At 42.9% G+C, this 22,357-nt stretch carries 14 protein-coding genes and 1 other RNA gene; 1 reads left to right on the top strand and 14 read right to left on the bottom strand.

The genetic code is table 11. From position 1 onward, the window contains the following. Positions 1-2,040 precede the first annotated feature (2,040 nt). From panP to IEY48_RS08485, 8 genes are all read right to left on the bottom strand, one after another. Positions 2,041-3,699, bottom strand: a complete 1,659-nt coding sequence (gene panP, locus IEY48_RS08520; RefSeq protein ID WP_188919262.1) for a pyridoxal-dependent aspartate 1-decarboxylase PanP — start codon at positions 3,697-3,699, stop codon at positions 2,041-2,043. A gap of 211 nt (positions 3,700-3,910) precedes the next feature. Beyond that, the gene (locus IEY48_RS08515; protein ID WP_188919260.1) at positions 3,911-5,080 is read right to left on the bottom strand and encodes a glycerate kinase; all 1,170 of its coding nucleotides are present in this window, start codon (positions 5,078-5,080) and stop codon (positions 3,911-3,913) included. An 18-nt stretch (positions 5,081-5,098) separates the two neighbouring features. Beyond that, complete coding sequence (locus IEY48_RS08510) at positions 5,099-6,457, bottom strand: GntP family permease (RefSeq protein ID WP_188919259.1); 1,359 nt, start codon at positions 6,455-6,457, stop codon at positions 5,099-5,101. Positions 6,458-6,957: 500 nt separating this feature from the next. Further along, entirely contained in the window at positions 6,958-8,112 is a 1,155-nt protein-coding gene (locus IEY48_RS08505; RefSeq protein ID WP_188919257.1) for a sugar diacid recognition domain-containing protein, read from the bottom strand. 424 nt (positions 8,113-8,536) lie between these two features. Beyond that, positions 8,537-10,624: an MtrB/PioB family decaheme-associated outer membrane protein gene (locus tag IEY48_RS08500; protein ID WP_188919255.1), complete on the bottom strand. Its 2,088-nt coding sequence runs from the start codon at positions 10,622-10,624 to the stop codon at positions 8,537-8,539. A 12-nt stretch (positions 10,625-10,636) separates the two neighbouring features. Continuing rightward, positions 10,637-11,626 (bottom strand): DmsE family decaheme c-type cytochrome, encoded by a 990-nt coding sequence (locus IEY48_RS08495; RefSeq protein ID WP_188919253.1) that lies wholly within the window; start codon positions 11,624-11,626, stop codon positions 10,637-10,639. A 97-nt stretch (positions 11,627-11,723) separates the two neighbouring features. Further along, entirely contained in the window at positions 11,724-13,685 is a 1,962-nt protein-coding gene (locus IEY48_RS08490) for an OmcA/MtrC family decaheme c-type cytochrome (protein WP_188919251.1), read from the bottom strand. Positions 13,686-13,965: 280 nt separating this feature from the next. Then, positions 13,966-16,128, bottom strand: a complete 2,163-nt coding sequence (locus tag IEY48_RS08485) for an OmcA/MtrC family decaheme c-type cytochrome (RefSeq protein ID WP_188919249.1) — start codon at positions 16,126-16,128, stop codon at positions 13,966-13,968. A 351-nt stretch (positions 16,129-16,479) separates the two neighbouring features. Here IEY48_RS08485 and ffs point away from each other — a divergent pair. After that, positions 16,480-16,577, top strand: an RNA gene (gene ffs, locus IEY48_RS08480) — signal recognition particle sRNA small type. 165 nt (positions 16,578-16,742) lie between these two features. On the opposite strand, the gene IEY48_RS08475 is transcribed toward ffs, so the two are convergent. From IEY48_RS08475 to dinG, 6 genes are all read right to left on the bottom strand, one after another. Next, complete coding sequence (locus IEY48_RS08475) at positions 16,743-17,045, bottom strand: late competence development ComFB family protein (protein WP_188919247.1); 303 nt, start codon at positions 17,043-17,045, stop codon at positions 16,743-16,745. Positions 17,046-17,125: 80 nt separating this feature from the next. Continuing rightward, positions 17,126-18,046: a histone deacetylase family protein gene (locus IEY48_RS08470; protein WP_188919245.1), complete on the bottom strand. Its 921-nt coding sequence runs from the start codon at positions 18,044-18,046 to the stop codon at positions 17,126-17,128. Beyond that, on the bottom strand, positions 18,046-18,735 hold the full coding sequence (locus IEY48_RS08465) for a DUF2057 domain-containing protein (RefSeq protein WP_188919243.1): 690 nt from the start codon (positions 18,733-18,735) through the stop codon (positions 18,046-18,048). Before IEY48_RS08465 ends, IEY48_RS08470 begins: the two co-directional genes overlap by 1 nt. Before the next feature lie 9 nt (positions 18,736-18,744). Beyond that, the gene (locus IEY48_RS08460; RefSeq protein WP_188919242.1) at positions 18,745-19,407 is read right to left on the bottom strand and encodes a primosomal replication protein; all 663 of its coding nucleotides are present in this window, start codon (positions 19,405-19,407) and stop codon (positions 18,745-18,747) included. Then, a complete protein-coding gene (locus tag IEY48_RS08455; protein WP_188919240.1) occupies positions 19,404-20,177 on the bottom strand; it encodes a TSUP family transporter in 774 nt (257 codons plus the stop codon). Before IEY48_RS08455 ends, IEY48_RS08460 begins: the two co-directional genes overlap by 4 nt. 8 nt (positions 20,178-20,185) lie before the next feature. After that, a complete protein-coding gene (dinG, locus tag IEY48_RS08450) occupies positions 20,186-22,261 on the bottom strand; it encodes an ATP-dependent DNA helicase DinG (RefSeq protein WP_188919238.1) in 2,076 nt (691 codons plus the stop codon). Between the last annotated feature and the right edge of the window lie 96 nt (positions 22,262-22,357).

The raw sequence follows: 22,357 nt of genomic DNA, 5'->3' as shown, positions 1-22,357 counted from the left end.
GATTGTTAGTATGAAACATGAGAGTTACCTTTTTGGTTTTGATTAAAAGATTCGACACCTTTATCAAAACGGGTAACTCTCACTTTTTCAAGTTGAATGTCAGATCAAGTCGAGACTAATACATCTCAATCAACAAATTCATCTACTTCGTATGTCTGTGAGCTGTCAAATCGCCGTATTCTTAGCAATAAAGCATGCAAACACATATTGAGGCTTTCTTAGTGTGATTTTTCTGAAAAAAATAACGCTTTTCATTTTTTTGAAAATTAACATCCCACCCAGCTTTGCAGATTGCTCAGCCTTTCTGGTTAATAATAAATGCTCAGATTTGGTAAACCTCGAGTTTTCGAGTCACTTTCTATTTTCCATAATATGGTTCAAATCTTTATTGAGACTTAACCTTCAGATACACAAGGGGTTGAATCGAAGATAGATAGTGGCAGGTGCAGATGAGTCAGCGAGTGTCCAAAACAGGGATGTTTTGGTTAAGCCCACATGGACGTGCTTGCGGCGTCTCGCTTAATCATTTGCACTTTCACAGCCTTGTTATCGTGATATTCGCAACGGCTTGTAAATTACCTGCGGCAGGCTATGAGTTCAAATCAAAACCAACACCTGGATCCCGGCTCAAAAGCGTTGCCGGGACGACGAGAAGGGGGCTAACAAGCTTTGGTCCACCAAAAACGAGTTGGTCTTAACTTTCAAATACCCAAATTCAACTCTGAACTTGAGGCCGTTGAAGACTTTTTACACAAGAATACGTGAGCTAGCCATGGCCTTTACTTGTGATACCCAAAACACTTCGTGGGGTAGACCCTCCCACAAGCAACAGCTGCTTGGAACCTGAAAAATTAACATGCCACCTGCCTTTCTGGTGAATAATAAATGCTCAGATTGGGTAAGCCTCGAGTTTTCGAGTCACTTTCTATTTTCCATAATATGGTTCAAATCTTTATTGAGACTTAACCTTCAGATACACAAGGGGTTGAATCGAAGATAGATAGTGGCAGGAGCAGATGAGTCGGCGAGTATCCAAACAGGGATGTTTTGGTTAAGCCCACATGGATGTGCTTGCGGCGTCTCGCTTAATCATTTGCACTTTCACAGCCTTGTTATCGTGATATTCGCAACGGCTTGTAAATTATCTGCGGCAGGCTATGAGTTCAAATCAAAACCAACACCTGGATCCCGGCTCAAAAGCGTTGCCGGGACGACGAGAAGGGTGCTAACAAGCTTTGGTCCACCAAAAACGAGTTGGTCTTAGCTTTCAAATGCCCAAATTCATGAGGCCGTTGAAGACTTTTTACACAAGAATACGCGAGCTAGCCATGGCCTTTACTTGTGATACCCAAAACACTTCGTGGGGTAGACCCTCCCACAAGCAACATCTGCTTGGAACCTGTAAAATTAACATGCCACTCAGTCTTGCAGATTGAACAATAATTGAATAATAAATGCTCAGATTTGGTAAGCCTCGAGTTTTCGAGTCACTTGCTATTTTCCATAATATGGTTCAAATCTTTATTGAGACTAAACCTTCAGATACACAAGAGGTTGAATTGAAAGTAAATAGTGGCAGGTGCAGATGAGTCAGCGAGTGTCCAAAACAGGGATGTTTTGGTTAAGCCCACATGGATGTGCTTGCGGCGTCTCGCTTAATCATTTGCACTTTCACAGCCTTGTTATCGTGATATTCGCAACGGCTTGTAAATTATCTGCGGCAGGCCATGAGTTCAAATCAAAACCAACACCTGGATCCCGGCTCAAAAGCATTGCCGGGACGACGTGAAAGGTGCTAACAAGCTTTGGTCAACCAAAAACGCGTTGGTTTTAGCCTTAAAATGTTCAAATTCAACTCTGAACTTGAGGACGGAATGGCAAGGGCTATCCAAAAGAGGATTGCTGTTAATCCCCTTTTGGCTAGTGCAGGGTGGAACCATGTGAACTTAAGTGTTTGTGGTCATGAGCCATAAGTCAAAAATACAAACTCCTGAATGCCGTGGCGACGCGAAGCTAGCTAACAGGTTATAGACATCGACGTTATTGATGGGGTTGTGCCACCAACGCTAACAGTTGTGGTAAAAACTCATTGTCTAATTGGGCTATTTCAGCTTGCTCAGTCAACACGTCATGCAAGATTTTCTCGTCGGTTAACGGATTGGCTAAAACGACTCTAAAGACTGTGGTGTGCTGTCTGAAATACTGTGCAGGTTGAATACGTGTACGGGATACAAATGACTTACCTTGCTCACGCTGATGCTTTTGAATAAATTGGGTTAAGCCGTCGATAAGCTCATTGATTTGGGCGACTAGCGCCTTATTATTGTTTGCTACAGCGTTGTTGAGCAACTGCTGAATGGTGTTGGGAATAAAGCGATACGTTAATAAACATAGCTCAGGCTCGGTAACCAATTCGAACTCTGGGTGTTGCTTGATAATAGAAGCAAAATAGCGGGCTTTTTCCAAACTATTATTAATTAAAATCTCGTAGCCGTCGCGGCCAATAATCTGTAGGCAAGCATGCACTAACATAGCCATACCTGGGCGTGAACCTTCAAGGGTGTGACTGCCTAAGTCTTTTGAGCCGACTCGTAAGATATATTCTGCATGATGCACAATGGAATTAGCCAGTTCTGGGTCTTTAAATAACACCATCCCGGCGCCCATAGGCACATACATTTGTTTATGGGCATCAATGGTGACGGAATCCGCTAACTCTATGCCTTTCAGTAAATGACGGTATTTGTTAGATAACAGGCTTGCACCGCCCCAAGCTGCGTCAACGTGGAAATGACATTGTAACTCTGCAGCCAGTTCTGCTAGTTCTGTTAACGGGTCAACATTACCGGTTTCTGTGGTACCGGCAACGCCAACAATGGCCATCACCTTAATATTTTGCGCCGCAAGAGTGTTAGCGGCTTGGCGCATAGCCTCGACATCGACTTTATTATTTTCATCGGTTGCGATACTGATAATATTGTCGCGGCCAATGCCCAGTAAATCAGCTGTTTTGCCTAAAGAGTAATGTCCACGCTCGGACACTAAAATCGCTAAATCGTCAAAACCATAAAAACGCAGAGCTTTAGGCATACCTTCGCGTGTGATCCCTTTAAAGTCACCTTGTGGTTTGAGCAAACGGTTACGGGCTATCCATAATGCGGTGATGTTTGCCACTGTGCCGCCTGAACAAAAAGCACCAAGGGAATGATTGGCACTGTGCATCCATTGATCATAAAAGTTGCCGGGCTGTTGATACACTAAGTGATGCATCATGCCTAGCACCTGACGCTCTAGCGGGGTAAAGGCTTTTGATGTTTCAATTTTAACTAAGTTTTGATTAAGCCCAACCATCATTTTAGATAACGGCAACACAAAATAAGGTAGGGCTGAGGTCATATGACCAATAAAACTGGGCGCTGCGGTATGGACCGAATGAGCCACCAAATTTTGCATGATTTCGTCAGCGTAGTCAGAGACAAATGTAGGATCTACTGGAATTTGATGAGCATTAAAGTCTGTTTCGATTTCTGATAACGGTTTTTCTAACGCGGCAATGCTATTGCCTAAAAATCCGGCTAAGTCTTGAGATAACCTTTGTTCAATAATGCTTAACGTCGAGGAGGCGTCTTCTGGCGCGGTAAAGATACGCAATAAACTGTCTGCAGAAGCCTGAGCTTGACGGGTGATTTTTGAGGTCATTTTACTTGCCGTTGTAATGAAAACTTCGTTCTATAGCTAATGACTCATGGGTAAAAACGGCCACGATGCCTATGGGACGAAAAGAGGGTGCTAACTTTACTTTAAGCCTTGCATTGCTTCAAGTATTTATCCTGTTCGCCCTAAATTACAGCGATAAAAAAACGCCTAACACAAGGGTGTTAGGCGTTTTGAGTTATCGGCAAATAAGGGATTAAATCCGGTTAAGAGATAATGACCAAACTGCTGCAATGTTTTGCGCTGTGTGAGTAAGGTTTGTTTGCGCCTCTATCAAAACCTGCTCTAGCGGCTGTAATGACGGAATAATAGGAAATATCGCTTTCATCCCTTGCTCTAAAATGGCGTCTGCACCATCACCTAAACAGCCAGCAATGCCGATAACAGGTACATTGTATCTTTTAGCGACATTGAGTACGCCCATAGGCGTTTTACCAAACACAGTTTGCCCATCAAGGCGACCTTCGCCGGTAATGACTAAATCGGCATCCTGACAATGTTGTGCGAGCTGAACCGTTTCAGTCACGATGTCGACGCCAGGTTTTAAGGTTGCAGCGAGTAATGCCATAACCCCAAAGCCCATGCCGCCAGCAGCACCTGCACCCGCTTGATGTTCACAGCCGAGTTTTATGTACGGTGAATCTTGACGATTAATCACATTAGCAAAGTGAGCCAAAGCTTGGTCGAGCTGCTCCACCATTAAGTGAGTAGCCCCTTTTTGAGGGCCAAAAATAGCGCTAGCCCCTCGAGGGCCACATAACGGATTATCGACATCGCAAGCGACTTCAATCTTGCATTCACTGATACAAGGATGAAGCAATTCAAGGTCGATATTATGCAGTGTTGCTAATGCCGCACCACCCAAAGCAATGTTGCGGCCATTAACATCAGTTAACTTAGCCCCAAGCGCTTGTATCATACCTGCGCCAGCGTCATTGGTGGCACTGCCACCCAGGCCTAAAATAATATGCTTGATACCATTGTTAAGTGCATCGGCTATTAACTCACCCACACCGTAACTGGTAGTCAGCAGAGGGTTACGCTGAGTTGTTGAGACTAAATGAAGCCCTGATGCCGCAGCCATTTCAATCACGGCGGTGCGGCGGCTATTGGCATCAGTCTGTCCAAGAATGCCGTAAAATGCTTCAACAGGTTCACCTAATGGGCCTGTGACTTGGCATTCTACAATTTGTCCACCTGTGGCATCGACCATTGCTTGCACTGTGCCTTCGCCACCATCGGCCATGGGCACTTTGCAATATTCTATATTAGGGAAAACCTGCTTAAATCCCTGTTCAATGGCGTTAGCAACCTCAAGTGCACTAAGGCTTTCTTTAAACGAGTCTGGTGCAATAACGATTTTCATAATAATCTCTATTAAGGGTTACAGTAAAAATAAGCTGAGGATGTACACAACAATCATTGCGGTGACACCCTGGACTAAGGTTGCTGCAGTTTGTGCGCGGTAAGCTTGTTTAACGCTCATGCGGCTAAATTGGGTTACAACCCAAAAGAAGCTGTCATTGGCGTGTGATACTGTCATTGCGCCAGCACCAATCGCCATCACGGTCAGTACGCGGCCCATTTCAGAGTCTAGGCCAATATCACCAAGTAATGGTGCCACTAACGCTGAGGTTGCAACTAGTGCCACGGTTGAAGAACCTTGAGCAGACTTTAAAGCACTGGCAACAATGAATGGCATAAATATACCCACACCTAATGCCGATAAGCTGCTACCTAAAAATGCGCCAATTTCAGTGGCTTTTAATACCGAACCAAATGCACCACCGGCACCGGTGATCAGTAAAATTGGTGCAGCAACCACAAGCCCCTGGCTGATACGTTCACTAAACTCGGCAATTTTTTTATCGCTTTTCAAGAGAAATAGCGACAATAGTAAACCAATCATTAAAGCGTTAACTGGCTGGCCTAAAAATACTAATATTGAGAATATGCTTTCTTCGCCAAGTGGTTTAGAAGGGAAGTTGGCTATCGACCCTAGGCAAATGAGTAAAATTGGCACAAAAATAGGGGCAAATGCTTTGGTTGGGCTTGGTAGTTTACCGTAAGCACTTTTAAGGTCATCGAGTTGATCAAGTTGTTGATTTAACTCTTCTGCGCCTTCACCATCTGGCTCTTCATTTTTAAATCTATTTGCCCATAACATGCCGGCGAATGCGGCGATTGCAGCAACAAATACACCCACAGCAATGACTAAACCTAATTGTGATTCTAGGCCTAAGTTACCTGCAGCAGCAATGGGACCGGGTGTTGGCGGTACAAAAGTATGAGTTGCATACAGGCCTGTCGCTAACGCGACACTCATTGCCACGTTAGACACTTTCATGCGGCTGGCCATTGATTGCTTGAGCGAATTTAAAATAACAAAGCCAGAGTCGCAAAATACTGGAATAGACACCAGGTAGCCGATGATCGACATGGTTAACGTTGGAAAGCGTTGACCAAACAGTTTAATGACCACTTCTGCCATGGTAATTGCTGCGCCACTTTTTTCTAAAATGGTACCAATGATCGTCCCCAAGACAATCACTAAACCAATATAGCCTAAAATACCACCAAAGCCACCGGTGATGGTTTTAGCGATTTCTTGGCTAGGCAGTCCATAGGCAAAAGCCGCGATAAACGAGGCTAAGATCAATGTTAAGAAAGGGTGGAGTTTAAATTTAGAGGTGGCGACGACGATGAACGCAATCACGCCAAGTAGAATTAGTATTAGTCCCATATATTACTCGTTATTTATACCAATCACATTAATGCTTTATCGTGTTCTGGTTATCATAAGTTGTTCAATTTATGTCGGATTAATGTTTAAAGGGCTGGCCTTTAACACTAATGCTCGTCACTCAGAATGCTAAAAGCGTTAGGTTTGGCGAGAAGGTAAATCACTTTGTTTACGGCAAAGTGACTCAAGCTAACCACTGCAAGGTATATTGGCTGCCACTAACAAAGAGTGTGTCTTTATTGGTGGCGCGATTATGCAGAGATTAGGCTCACGAAAAGCCAAATTTGACGATGCCTTCAAGCCTCCGTATTGATTAACTTAATTTGAATCCCCATTACATGATCAAGTCATTAGTACGGTTGGTATTATTATTGTTTGAAGGTAGAAAGTACTCAATAATAGTAAATCATTAAGCTTAAATAGCTTTGTTCGTTTGCACCAACTGAATGGCTATTAATATTGAGTTGTTGTGCGTTTGCACAAAATTAAGCGTAGGCGAGTTATTCAGGCTGATGGATTAATTGACCTAGGTATAAACTGAGTAAGCCATTGAAATTATGCAAGTCTATATTAGTAATCGATTGTATTTTATCAAGGCGATAGCGCAGGGTGTTTCGATGAATAAACAAGCTTTTGGCACAAGCCTGTAAATCACCTAAATGTTCTAAGTAAGCGGCTAAGGTTTTTTGCAGTTGTTGGTTGTGATCAGCTTCGATCAATTTTTGATACGGGCCAGCAAGGGCATTACCACGCCAATGATGACGCAATCCTGAAAGCAGCACTTGTAAGCTGTAGTCTTGATATAAATATTTGCTCTTATTGGGGTGGTATTTTTTACCTATGTCGAGTGTTTCTTTAGCAGTGCGGTAAGAATATGTAATGCCTAAGTCACCGCTAAAATAATGCCCCAATGAGATATGCAAGCTCAGTTGCATATTGGCCGGTAAACGTTTGAGTAACTTATCTATGCGTTGGCTTTCAAGTTCAGGGTCAAATTGCTTACCGTCTAAAAAAGCCGGCTTTAAAATGACAAGTTGGGTTAATGATGTCATGGCGATTAAGTTATCGCGCATAGGGTGTTGCAATAAGTACATCACTTGTTTGAGTGCTTGATTGTCTTGCTGAAAAGACGGGTTGTTGCTGTCTAATTCAATAATAGCAGCCACTCTTGGCATCGATAAATCAATGCCTAATTGTAATGCCCATTGTTTTAGCGAGGGTAGTTCAGCTTCGCTGGCGACAATAAACTGCGAGATAAACTCTTCTTTTTGTCGGTTTTGCCATTGGAGTTGTTCTTGAAGGTTTGCTTGTTCAACAATCATTTCGGCGGTCATTTTTAGTAACTCACCATAATGACTCAAGCTTTCTGGCTCACCTGTTATGCCTATCACGCCAACCACTTGCCCTTGATAATGTAACGGCAAATTAAGCCCAGGTTTAACGCCGTGCAGTGTTGAGGCAATAGCTTGGCTAATTTCGACATTGCGATTTTGGCTGATGGCTAATAATGCACCTTCATGGATGGAACCAATTCGGTGTTTTTCACCTGAGCCGAGGATCACTGCCTGAGCATTCATGACATTGATATTGTGGCCGATTATTTTCATGGTTCGGTCGACAATCTTGTTCGCAATATCCGTATCTATTTGAAGCATAATGCCCTCGAGTGCTCCTCTATTAGTGTTATTAAGAGGTCGTTAATAATTAAGCTATTTTTGTCAACGCGACACCATGCTGATCGTTTGTTTGATGGCGGGTTATATCATCACAACCGCCGCAAAGCAGACAATGCATTTTATGATAACGTATGTTGGATAGAGAGTGGCAATCAATGTAAAAAAATATGCTGAGTGTCGCTTGGCGGGGAAGAGAGGCGATAAAATGTGGGCAACATCCTTTTGCCCAAATTTCAATCACAAGTCATTCGGTTGTTAATATAATGTAAATGCCGGCGAGTTTGCAAGTGTGATATTGCGAGTAAAAAAATACCAGCATCTAAAAATGCTGGTATTTAATAAGCGAAGCTGCACGTGATTATTTCTCGTGATGGTCACTAAAGACCGTCATAAGAGACTGCGACTATAAGCGATAAGTCATACTTAACATGACCATATGCGCCGTGTAATCATGATCTACATCGCCAAAGCTGACCACATTCCAGATGGTGTCTGCACTGATGTCATTAGATTCGTCATTATCAAGATAGTTTTCCATTTGGTAGTCAACACGTATACTCATCTTGTCTGTGGCTTGATATTCACCATATAAGTTAAGGTTATGCACTTTTGCAAAGTAGTCGCCGTAATCACCGGTTACTCCTTGGCTGACTTGAGTGGTACTGTCAGAGTCTGAATAAGTGTAATCTAGGCCGAGCTTGAGTCGACTGTCCATTAGGTTTCTGTAACTGATACCAGCGCCAATATAATCAATGGTGTCTTCAATATCAGCCTGCCAGTTTGCGACACTGAAACTTGAGCTGCCCGATTGTTCAGACTCAATGGTTTGATGGTTATAAAACGCATTGAGTGATACATCGGCATTGACGGCATAATGGACATTGACATCATAATAGGTGTCAGTTGACTCCGTTAAACCAATCTTGGTGTCGGTGTAATCGTCTAGAGAGTAACTAACACCAAAGTCGACGGTTAAATCTGTTAATGGCGTATGACTCAACCTAGCTTCAATTTGACTGCGGTCACGATCGGCAAGATAGTAACGACGTAATAGGGCGTTTTGTTCAGTAGATGAGGTTTCAGATGCTTGATATTCTGAGCCATCGCGTTGGCTGAAGCTGCCTTTAAACCACATATTCCATTTGTCAAAACTGTTTACCTTTACACGCGCCCACAGATTATTTTCGTCGGTGATTTCTCGGTCTTGGTAACTGCGCTCATCCCGCTCAAAGTCGTAACCGGCGTCCAGTTTAATCCCTTGGGTGATCCGGTAGTCAGCCGACAGTTTTGCTCTGTGTGTGGTTAAATCGTAAGGTGTGTTGTATTCCGCTTCACCTGTTACATCATTGATGCTGATTTGAGTCCATTGTTGTATTTGAGTTTTATTGTCTCTGTCGTTGTAATCATAACTACCACTGACTCGCCACTCACGGTTAAGTCGGCTCGTCGCTTTTAAGGTCACGCCGGTGATATCGACTTTGGCATCGATACTGTCTGCCGGTAAGTCATAGCCATAACCTATACTGGTGAGTGATTGGTCTTGGGTCATTTGGCCAACCAGTAAACGACCGCTTAGGTTTGTTTTAGCTAGGTTGTATTGACCTAATAAAGACACAGTATGCGCTTCGTTATCTGGGTCTAATGACATATAACCGCTTGTTTGAGCACCAAAGGTTGGGTTAAACGCACTGTCGAAACCAAGTTGGCTATTGTCGTTTTTAAATACTGAACCTGTGTAATTTAGGCTAGTAAACCAGTTGTCACCTCTGAGCTTAATCCCAGCATTTAAGATGTCGGTTGTATAATCAACGGGCTCGGCTAACATCATCGATTGGTTATAAATACTACCTGATGTTGTTTTAGTGCCAGTTTTTTCTTCACGTTGAAAATTCACATAAGTCGTCAATAGTGATTCTGATTGGTACTCTACACCCATGCCATAGCGGTCGCGGTTTAACGATAGCTCTAACGGATTTAAGCTACTGTTGAGCATCGTCATGTCAGAGCTTGAACCTGCTGTTTCCCAATTATCTGGTAGGGTAAGGTAGTCGCTACCGATTTGCTGATACGGGCTTAGTGCACTGTTTGATTCATAATGAGCAAATGTGCGGTAATTGACATTGATGTTGTACACACCTTGTTTGCCGACATCGATGTCCATGCGACCATTGTCCATACCCAGGTTATGAGCATCAACATTGGCTTGATAACCTTCTTCGCCGCGATAACGAATATCAGCATCCACTTTGCCTGAAACTTCATTGCTGCTGTTAAATGCATTAGCTGAATAAATATCATCTTCGCTGTTGTATGCAATACCTGCGCTAATACTGCCGGTTGTGCCGGTTTCGACCACGCAGCGTTTACATTCCCAGGCGTCAAATTTTACCGAATCTGTTTTTGCGTCTGCTAGGCCATAACCTTGTGCTAGCACGCCAAAACTGCAACTAGACAATAGGGCTAAGGTGATGAGGTTTATTTTTGTATTCATGTTGTTATCTCCTTAGCGCTGCAATAACTTGCCAGATGGATGGTTAGAACCATGTACTTGGCTATGGCAGTTTAAGCAACTACGGCCACCGGTAAATGCATTGTCATTAACCGAAGAACCCATACTGGTATTGCCAAAATAAGCACTGCTTGTATGACCGTCGCCAGAGTGACATTGCTGACATAATTGAGGAGCACGAGTTTTTAGCATTGCATCGTTGACTGAACCATGAGGATTATGGCAATTAACGCAATTCTCGGTTACGGGTGCATGCTCCCACAGCTTTGGGCCACGTTTCTCGGCATGACAGCTATAACAGGTTTCATTGACGGTTGGTTGTACTAGGTCATCATCGCTTAAGCTGCCGTGTGGGTTATGACAGTCGCTACAGGTCATTTGGTTCCATTTCATTGGATGACTGCTGCGCTTGTTCATGTCAGCTTTTTGTTTGGTGTGGCAACTTGTACACACGTCCATTTCAGTTTGCTTTGACAATACTGGGTCGTGAGAGGCATGTACGCTATGACAAGAAGCACAGGCAACATCACCACTGGCATGGTGGCTGCTTTCCCATGACATACGCTTGTCGTCAGTATGACAGCTCATACAAACACTGTTTTGTTTGTCTGCCGCTAAGGTTGAATCTGGCCCAAAGGTAATCATTGGCTCTTTACCGCCACGATTATGTGAACCTAACGGTCCGTGGCATGCCTCACATTGTAGGCCGGCCATTGGGCTTTTTGATGAGTCGATAGCACCATGGACACCTTTAAATAGGTCCATGACTTTTTCTGATTTTTTATGGCACATTAGACAAGAGTCTGCGCCTTTAGGGGAATATTTACCTTCGGCAAACTTTTTATCAAGCGTGGCTTCAACTTCTGCTGGGGTCATGGTTGCATCCCATTTAGCAGCGTGTACTGGGTTTGATAAAAATAAGGCGGATGCCGTGAGGCTAAGTAAGGCAAACAATAGGGTATTGATTTGATTTGTGGTCTTCATAAGTAGACTTCCTAATTTGTCCATTTTGATGATCAACAGTTCGATAAAGTAAGTCATAGCATGGGAGAGAAGTCAGACTTCTCTCCCAATGAACAAATTAAAAATTTACTTGTGTGTGATTTTCAATGCTGGGTGCGTGGCAGTAGAAACACGTTTCGATTTGCGCAGCATCATTGGCTTCTTGGTAACTACCGTTAACAATAGCGCCTTGGCTAGTCGCATGTTGAGCGATGTCGTCAAAGCCATGACAAGATGCACACGTTGCAGTAATCGGTGTGGTATATAGACCTGCAGAAGTGGCAAGTGCACCTTTTACTTTGAACGCATCAAGGTTGAAGTCGTCATGGCATTGAGTACAGTCTTTAATAATGCCTTGTTCGCCATGCACGCTGTGCAGTTTCATTTCAAGCGCGCCTTGGTTGCCGCCTGAGGCGTAAGTGCCGTCTGGAGTATGACAAGTCACACATCCATCAACACCTACGGTAACTTCACCGTTTAGCTCACGACCTAGTTGTTCTGTCATGATAAAGCCTGCGTGGTAACCTTTATGTAGCTCAAAGGTTTCACCGTGGCAGCTTTCACATGCACTGAAGTTAACTGAATCAATATGGCGGTAGCTCGGGGTGTCACCAGATAATGTACCGTGTGCAAGTTCAGCTTTCATGCTGGTGGTGTCAACACCGTCTGCACAGTCAACAGCTTCGCTACCATCGTTACACATTTCTAGGCCGATAAAGCTAAACGCGGTATCGGTATCACCGCTACCAAAAGGCAGTGAGTCGATGTTGTAAACCAGTTTACCGTCAGTCACGCTAACGTCAGTTTGAAGCTCACCACCATTAACAAGGTCTTTAGTGATTTTAGCTAATCCACTACCTGGGCTTGCGTTGTATCCCATAATTGGGAAGTTAGGCCCAACGTTGGTAATGGTTTCGATACGTTGAATTTTGCTGATTAAGCTGCTTGCATCTATAGCGGTGCCGCTAGAGTCTGTAATAGTAAGCGACAAGGTTGCTGACATGTCGGCATCCGTTGCTTTGTTTGCAACAAGTGTTGCATCCATACCGTATAGGTTGATAAAGCTTTGTTTGTCGCTAAATGCTGAGATGTGTAATGTTTCGGTCCAGCTTGCATTATGGCAGGCAACACAGTTTGAGTTATCAGCTTGTTGTGAGTGACCATCACCTGCTTCAAAGTCAATCTCGGTATGACAGCTGCTACAGGTTTCCATAGTTGGAATGCGCGACCAGTTTTCCCATTCTGCTAGATCTTCAGATTCAACATGGCAATTAGTACAGTTGTCTTGCACAACGGCATAAGCTGCTTCTGCGCTTTTATCTAAATTGCGACCATACATTTTAGCGTCGTTGTGAACATTGTGAATAAGGTGACCAAAGTCGACTTGAACTTTATCTTTTTCGATGGCCATTTCGTTTGTGTGACAACTGAGACAGGTGGTTAAATCGGTATAGCTGTGGTAAATACTTTCGCCTTCAGCATGACAGGTATTACACGTGGCATCGCTGACAACGTTTTTAGTGTAAGTGGCTCCATTACCTTCACCGTCAAAGTCTTCGGTGATTTCAGCTCTAGGTGAGGTACTGACACCGTCAAGTAACGTTGAAGCGCTAGAAATAACGTTGTAGCGTTGAGTTAGTTCTGGGTTAAAGTTTTCGACGTCGATGGTAAAGGTATATTTACCGTTACCTAAATCAGTAAATGCGTCTTGTGAACCAATATATTGCCATTGCGCAGCATTACCTGCACCAGATGCGCCAGCTGGAATAAGCTGAACAACTTTTTTTATTTCTAATTCTGTTAGGCCGGCAATCGGTAAGTCACTTTCGTTAGTCGCAAACACCGTGACGGTAGGCTTGCTGTCTTGATAAGTCACATCGGTAATATCAAGGTTTAATGTTTGGATTGTTTCTGCTGGTTCGCCACCTGGATTACCTGCTTCGCCATCTTCACCGTCGCTACCGCTGCCGCAACCTGCTAGTGTCATTGATGCTGACATAGCAAGTAATAATGCAATTTTTGTGTGTTTTATATTCATCATATTGTCCCTGCAAAGGTCATCCATCTAACTTACTGGCAGTATGTTCTGCGATATTGATATCAGTTAAGTCGATGTTAATAATTTTCCCAACACTAATATTACTTTACAATCAACAAGACGTCTGTAAGGCGAACGCAATAGTGTGATGATGATCAGGCTATTATTAAAGGTATATATTAAATAATGCTTTAGAGTATATTAATTGTTCGTTATATAAAAAAGACCCCAATTAAAAATTGGGGTCTTTTGTTAGCATTTCTAGATTAATCAGATGTTAAATCTAAAATCCATGGCTCTCTGTTAGGCGAGTGGGTGTGTGGCACGTTGAACACATTTCAGCAGAACGTGTGCGCACATCTTCCTCACTCATACCGTCAACAATACCGCCGTTAGATTCAATATGTGACTCCGTTGATTCGGTAATGTACTTCTGGTGACAGCTTAAACATGCACCGGTATCAGAAGAGACCCAAACATCAGCACCAGTGTCAGTGTCACCATAGCGCCATACACGGTCTTCAGAACGACCTAAGGTGAACCCCTCTGTTGTGTGACATGTTGCACAGTCAGTTTTTAATACTGTGCCAGACTCAACACCTGCAACACTTAAGTAATGACCTTCAGCACTGTGCGCTTTAAACGCAAAGCTGGTCGATTTTCTACCGCCAGGGTAAGTGTCATCACTTCTCAGTGATTTATCTGGTGTATGACAGGTTTGGCAGTTAATACCATTGTCATAGTGATACACTTCTTGGTTGTGACAACCTTGGCAAGTTGTTGTATCAATGATGCTTCTGCGTTCTGCTGCTGTTTGAGTACTATCTACAGCATCTGCAGCCATAACAAACTGATAGGCACTGCTTTTAATTTCAACGGTGCGAACATCGTCAGTATCACATGAGGTTAATTGCACTTCAGGACGACCGTAACCGCCGTTGTTGTAACACGCGCTTACTGCTGACCAAAGTTCAAATGTTTTACCTACATAATCGCTTGGTAAGGTAACGTCGCTCCACACTAATGTCCAACTGTCGTCTTCATTGGCAACACCTTCGCTGAGTCTTAGGCGTCTTTGACTGTAACTTGCATCATTATAGGCAGGGTAATCGATGTCAGTGTCCCATGCCATTACAACGCGGCCACTCGTGTCGATAAACTCGGCAGCAATAACATTGGCTGACGCATCGGTAAATTGAACCTTGGTCGTGAATGCTCCATCAGCCGTTACGCTCGTATCGCTAAAGACGACATTCATGGTTTGGGTTTCGTTATACGCTGTCATCACATCGCCGTGGGCTTCTTGTGCGCTGCGTGCATAGCCATCTTCAATATGACATGAAGTACATTGGGTGCTTAAACCAACATGGTGCTCAGAGGCTGATTCTGTATGACAAGCAATACAGGCCGTATCGCTTAGGTTCGCGGTATATAATCCGGCATCTTGCGGGGCGTCAGTTCCTTCAACGTGACAAGCACTACAGTCAGCGGCGGGTTTTTGTGGATACATTACGTCGCCATAATCGTGTAATCCACCACCATAACCAATCACTTTATAAGGTGCGGCTTCTTCACCGGCAACGGTATAAGTCACGCGGTCTTGGCCTTTGTGAATCGCATGGATCATGTAAGTAAAGTCAACACTGTTACCTGTTTCAGGATCGCCTGATGTGGCGGTATGGCACGACGCGCAGTTTTCTAAATCAATACGACGACCACCGTGTAACTCAAGACTGTCAGGTTGGTGACAGGTGTAACAAGTCTCAATTGATACCACATCACGAGACGCGATATCTTCTGTTAGCCCTGTAGACGGTTGGAAATCATAATGAGCATTGGCAGTAACCAGAGGCTGTTGTAACTCAAGGGTAATACGTTGAGTATTATCCTGATTGTAGGTAATGGTTAATGGCTCAGTAATTTGACTAATATTGGTTTGGAATGTATAGCTGTAGGTACCATCTTCATTATCAACAAAACAAGTGTCACAAGCCGAAGCAATTTCTACTTCAGCTTGGTATTGCTCTGATGGGGTAATGTTGGTTTCATCATCAGGAATGTAGCTTGCCGTTGGTTGTTTTAATACATTGATATATGATTGCCACTGATAACCACGGTCGATTTCAGTATCATCTACAGTTTCTATAACAGGGGTTAATTGTGCAACGCCAAAGCGTAAGTCGTGATCTTTCGTTAACCCTAGTACTGCAACGCCATTACCATTTTTTAGGCTGAAAGTAACATTAACGCTACCTTCGGTGATGGTCGCATCGGTAAATGTGGCTTGTAATGTTGATGCACTGTCAATATCAACACCGATAATGCCATCAGTACCATCTTCGCCATCTGAACCATCACTGCCTCCACAGCCAGATAGTGCAAAAGCAAGAAGCCCTGCGCTTATTACCGCTTTTGTAGCGGGACGAACTGTCATTGTTTTCATCATGTATTCCCTGCATTTTTAGTTATCACGCATTTCACTGGGGGGTAACAGTGTGCGGATTTTATTCATTACTTATGTTAGCTAACCTTTACAAGTTACTCATCGAATTATGTGTAGAGTTGTGACTAAGATCTGACTATTCATTTTGAAGTAATAAACTTTGACCGTTGAATAACACTAAATTCTGATATTGCGTTAAGTTTTATCGTGTTCGGATGACATTTGCGTAAGTATTGTGCAACTAAACACTTGATTGCAAAGTTATCAAGATTAAGGCTTGATCAAGCCAATAGGTTAGGGGATAATCGCCCCGTTCTGAAAAATATCGATGTTTATCAGAAATCAATGGTGACCCTAGGGTCCCCCCGCAATGATAACTTGTGAACTCGGCCAGGCCCGGAAGGGAGCAACCGCAGCAAGCGACTCGTGTGCCGGGGTGTCGGCTCTAGGGGAACCTCCAAATTTGCTCCCCTCACTATTTAACTAGTACATTTCCATTTTTGCAAAAAAGCTCTCGCTTAACTCATTTGCGCAAGTATTTAATTTACTATATTAAACAATGGGCTACTTTTATGAAGCAACACTCAATAGTGTGTAAATTAAGCAACCCGGATAGTTTATATTTGTTGTGCTGCAGCTAACTCGGCTTCTTCTTGTAAGCGTTTTTGTAAATTGGCTTTTAAAAACTGACGAGACTTTTCGAGTGCATCATAAATCTCGGTTTTCATCATGTGTAATTCTTGGTAGTTTTCAAAAAAATACGTGTCGACCAAATGGCGAATATAGCGCACCGGTAATTGATTTAAGGTGACGCAGCATAAATCAGCGATGTACTCTTCTGGCAATTCTTCCATTAAGCCTTCATCTCTCAGTATTTCCATTAATAGAACTTCATAATAGTTACGAATATCTAAGTGCATTATTTGCTCCATTGAGATCAATTGGTGATCGACGTCTCTGCCGAATGCTTTGCGTATATGTGTTAGCTAAATAAACGAGGTTATTTGGATAACCAAACCTCGTTTGCTGCAATGAGTAATTGACTATGTCGATGAGTTAACTCAGCTTCATTACGACTATAGCCTCCACCAATCACTGCCGCAAGGGGGATACTATGGCTTTTGGCAATAGACATTACTTGAGTATCTCTGGCTAAAACGCCCTGGTTAGAAATATTGAAGTAACCTAAATCGTCATCCTGATGGATATCAACGCCTGCGTCATAAATAATCAGATCAGGTTGATGCAGCCGAATAAGGTAGGGCAGGATTTGCTGAACATGTTCTAAATATTCTTGGTCACTGCAGCCTTTATTTAAATCAATATCATGATCTGAGTCTTGCTTACGTGATGGAAAATTTTGTGCGCAATGAATAGAGCAACTAATAATATCTGGATACTGTTGAGCCAATGTGGCTGTGCCATCACCTTGGTGGACGTCACAGTCAAAGATTAACACTTTATCCGCTCGGCCACTGTCGATAGCGGTTTTAGCGGCAATAATTAAATCATTGAAAATACAAAAGCCACTGCCAAAATCGTAATGAGCATGGTGATACCCTCCGGTTAAATGCAGCGCTATACCATGTTCTAGTGCTAATTGAGTGCAAAGTACTGTGCCATTAACAGCATGGAGGGTGCGATTGACTAATTGCTCACTCCAGGGAAAGCCAATACGTCGTTGCGCTTTGTGATCTAACGTGCCGCTGATAAATCGCTTAACATACTCTGGACAATGAACGTCATGGAGTGTGTCGATACTAATGGCACTGGGGATATGGCGTGATGCCTCGAACAATAATTGCTGCTCAATAGCATGTTGATATAACAGTTGATATTTAGTTGTTGGAAATCGATGAGTGTGAGGTAACGCCAGCTGTGAATAGCTGGCGTGATACACAAAAGGGATTGCAGCAGGCATTACAGTTGTTTAATTGCCCAGCCCATAAATTCTTTACGGGTTTTTTCATCTGCTTGTAACCACCAATATTGCAGCATTTGTTCTGCTTGAGCAGGATTGGCGCTATTGGCAGCAGGTGCCATGCTTGCAGCTGGAGCCACACTAGTGGCCAAGGCTATGTCCGATTTTACCGGTGCTGTAATCACTTGCGGAGCATCTGTTGTGGCAGAAACGGATAAATCTTCAAAGTCTTGTTGCTGATTGGTTTTAAATAAATTACTGATGAATGTTTCTTCAGTAAAGTTAGTGTGCTGAACACTATAAGTTACAGAGCCATTATCTTTACGGCTAAGCTTTATTTGCGGCTTTTTGGCAAAGGTTTTTGGCTCCTTGATGACATTACCTTCAGCAGGTTTTAGATTGTATTGATAATCGCCATCTACGGCTAGCGTGACAATAAATGGCGTAGATTTGACAAATGATTGGCTGTCGCTAAATGAGTCATCGATGACATCGTGATAACGTATAGCAATTTTATGCGTGCCATTGGAGAGTGTTAAATCTGATTGATGCCTAAACGAGTTTGTTTCAATGGCTTCACCGTCAAGCGCTAAATATTCAAAAGACATTGGAATAGTTAAATTTGCTGCAAATACTGATGATGAAGTTAATAATGCTAACAGCGCACTAGTGGTGAATACAGATTTCATTGTTGCTCCTTAACGAGGGTAACTTTGACGAGGTCGTTCAAATAATTGAATGCGCTCTTCAATATAACTAATTGCTTGTTTGCATTTTCCTAAGCGACGATGCATCAAAAGGATGTCATTTTGCAATTTAATTTTGTCATCACTATGACAGAATTCAAGATTTGCTTCCATTTGTTCAATTTTTTGTTCAAATTTTTGTGCCCAATTAAGGTGTTTATTGAGCTCAGCATATAATTGATGACTGTTTTGCATCACATTACTGGCAATCCAACCAAAACCACTATCTTGAGCAGATTGCTGTTGCTTTTTAGCATAACGAGCACGATTACTGGCCTTGCGTTGTGCTTCGGCTTTTAAATTGATATCGGTGGTTAATAGAGCTCTTTTTAAAGCAATGAAACGGTCTTGGATCCGATCACAGCTCAATTGAATGACTTGACCACCGAGTTTAAGTGATAACTGCTTTTCAAGCTTTTGAATGTCTTGTCGAAGCTGAGCAATACAGGGGCTCAGTAAGCCACCTTGTTGTGCAAAAAGTTGGCTGTTAAAGCGTTCTGTTTGCTGTAACGTTTGTCGATGGTTAGGAGCCAAATTTTGGTCATGCGCGAGAGCATCACGTTCAAGTTGCGTGAGTTGCTGCTTTAACATTGAAACCAATTGTTGAGTGTTCATCCCCAAGCACTCCAAGTTAAGTGAACCGCAATAGACAATACCATAATAATAAAAATGGGCTTAATGAAGGGAATACCAAAGCGAATCGCGCTTCTTGCACCAATATAAGATCCTGCCATCATGCAAAAGCCCATCCACAAACCTAATACCCACTGTACTTGTCCCATAGAGGCAAAGATAATTAACGCGGTGATATTACTCACAGACGTCATAACTCTGGCTAAGCCACAGCTATACAATAGAGGCAGCTTATGGAGAGAGACAGACGTTACTGTCCAAAATGCACCAATACCAGGTCCTGCAAAACCATCATAACTGCCCAGTAGAAAGCCTTGGCCGATTTGTTTATGTTTGGGCGAGCGTTCAACAGGTAAATTGATATTGTCATCACCCATGGCCTTAGGGCTCAATAATGTATAAATGGCAATCCCAATAATCAATAGCGGTAAGATCTTATCTAACCATTTGGGATCAACCATGAATACCAAGATGCAACCAGTTATTGAACCGATGAAGGTTGCAACAAAGCATGCTTTCCATAACTTGGGGGTAAAAAGTTGCTGTTTATAAAAAGTGAAGCTTGAAGTGACAGAACCAAAACATGCCGCTAACTTATTGGTGCCTAAAGCAAGGTGAGGCGGGATACCAACCGTGAGTAACGCGGGAATAGATAATAAACCTCCGCCTCCTACAATGGCATCAATAAAGCCTGCAATGATGCCGATGACCGCTAATATAGCCCAGTGGCTAGGGTCTAATAATAAATCCAACTCAATACCTATTCTATTACACGTCTAAATGGGGGAAGGGCATCAATTAATGATTTGCCATAACGTTTGCTCACTAAGCGCCGGTCCAAAATGGTGACTCGGCCATAATCTTGCTCTTTACGTAATAAGCGACCACAACTTTGGACTAATTTACGCGATGCGTCAGGAATTGTCAGCTGTAAAAACGGATTGCCGCCTTTTACTTTGATATATTCTGCATGTGCTTGTTCAACTGGAGAGGTTGGCACTGCAAAGGGTAATTTAGTGATAATAAGGTTAGTTAAGTAGTCACCGGGTAAGTCGAGTCCTTCAGAAAAACTGCCTGTACCAAATATAATACTGGGCAACCCGTCATCGCAACGCTGTTTATGTCTTTCTAAAATTTGTTGCCGCGGAATTTCGCCTTGTACAAATAACTGATCTTTGGGGATTTTACCTTCTACAAAATCGACGACCTTTTCCATTTGCCAATAAGATGCAAACAACACAAGGGTGGCCATTTCGCCATCGACTAATGCGATAATGTGTTCAGCAATTTCGGCGGTATAGTTGTCATCAGTCGGCTCAGTGGCCATTTGTGGAATAAACAAGGTGGCGTTGTTTTCGTAATCAAAAGGTGACAACAATGCCAAAAACCGACTGCCATCATTAATGCCTAAACCGACTTGATGAGCAAAGTGGTTAAAGTTGTTTAACGCCCGTAATGTTGCACTGCAAAGTACCACGCCTGCCGCTTTTTGCCATAGCATTGACTCCAACATAAAACCGACTTCGATGGGGGAGGAACAAAATAAGTAGTCTTGTTGCTTACCTGTAATTAATTCAGCCCAACGCGCCATAGGTGCGCCTTTTTTACTGTCTTCTTTGGCCATCATTTTCCACAGCTTATGTAAATTATCTAGACGCTGTAAAATAAAGCCTGTTTCAGACAATAAGCCTTCAGATTGATGCTTGGGTACTTCACCATCTTTAATGGCTTCACTTAATACTGACACGACTTTATTAAATTGCTTTACCGCAGAGCCGGATGCAGTCGCTAAATTTTCAGCTTGAATTAACAAGGCTTGAGGTAATTGACCGTGTTCAAAGCGCAAACGGCTTTCAGGATTGGCAAATAACTGTGGCTGGGTGTCGCAATAATGCGCCACTTGTGTCAGTAAGTTGGTTAAATCGGTGATGTGATCAAGCATGGCTTGCACCGGGGCAATAATATTATTGGTTTTGAGCTGATTTTGCAGTTTAGAACAGGTCTTTGAAGCTTTGTCTAGCCAATCACAGGCGCCCCGTAATGTGGCTTGCGCACTGGAGAAGTCCCTCGCAACTATGGGTAAGTGATGGGCTTCGTCTATGACATAAAACATGTCTTCAGGTTCAGGTAAAATCACCCCGCCGCCTAATTCTAAATCAGCAAAGAGTAAACTGTGGTTAGCAATGAGTACATCCCAGGTGTCAACGTCTTCACGTGCTTTATGAAATGGACAATTGTGATGGGCTGACACTTGACGATGACAGCTGTGTTTATCACAACAAATTTGCTGCCATAAAAAATCCGGGATAGGTTGTTGCAGGGTATCGATTTCACCGTTCCAACGTTTTTGATGAAAATCTTGATGCAGTTTTTGTAATTCATTAATTTGGCTTTGATCGGGTTTGGTTTGCCACATTGCCATTTGTGAGCTGTCTTGTGTGCCGAGCATGGCTTCAAGTTTTGCTAAACATACATATCGCTGGCGACCTTTCACCAAGCCAAATTTAAAATCGACGCCAGACTGTTGTAAAAAGAACGGTAAGTCTTTATGCAGTAGTTGTTCTTGCAGGGCTACGGTAGCCGTTGCAATACACACCTTTTTTTTGCTGGCAAGCGCTAACGGGATAGTACCAAGAATGTATGATAATGATTTACCAATCCCGGTACCTGCTTCAACTACAATAATGCGTCGGTCTTTGTCATATTCACCCGCCAGAGTTTTGGATATTTCGGCTACCATGTAGTTTTGTTCGCGGCGAGATCGAAATTGCGGCATTGCATTGGCAATTTCTTTATAAATAGTGCGAATTTGACTTTTTATCGTATCCGGTAGCATAGAAGTATGATTTCTGCGTGGTCTGAATTATGCTGTACATAATAACAGTGAATTAGCATGCTACGAAGTAATAAATAAAATTGAATCATTTAGCGA

Origin of the sequence: Shewanella saliphila (assembly GCF_014648295.1) — a bacterium.
GTDB classification, from domain to species: Bacteria; Pseudomonadota; Gammaproteobacteria; order Enterobacterales; family Shewanellaceae; genus Shewanella; species Shewanella saliphila.
This window is presented reverse-complemented; position numbering and strand designations above follow the sequence as displayed.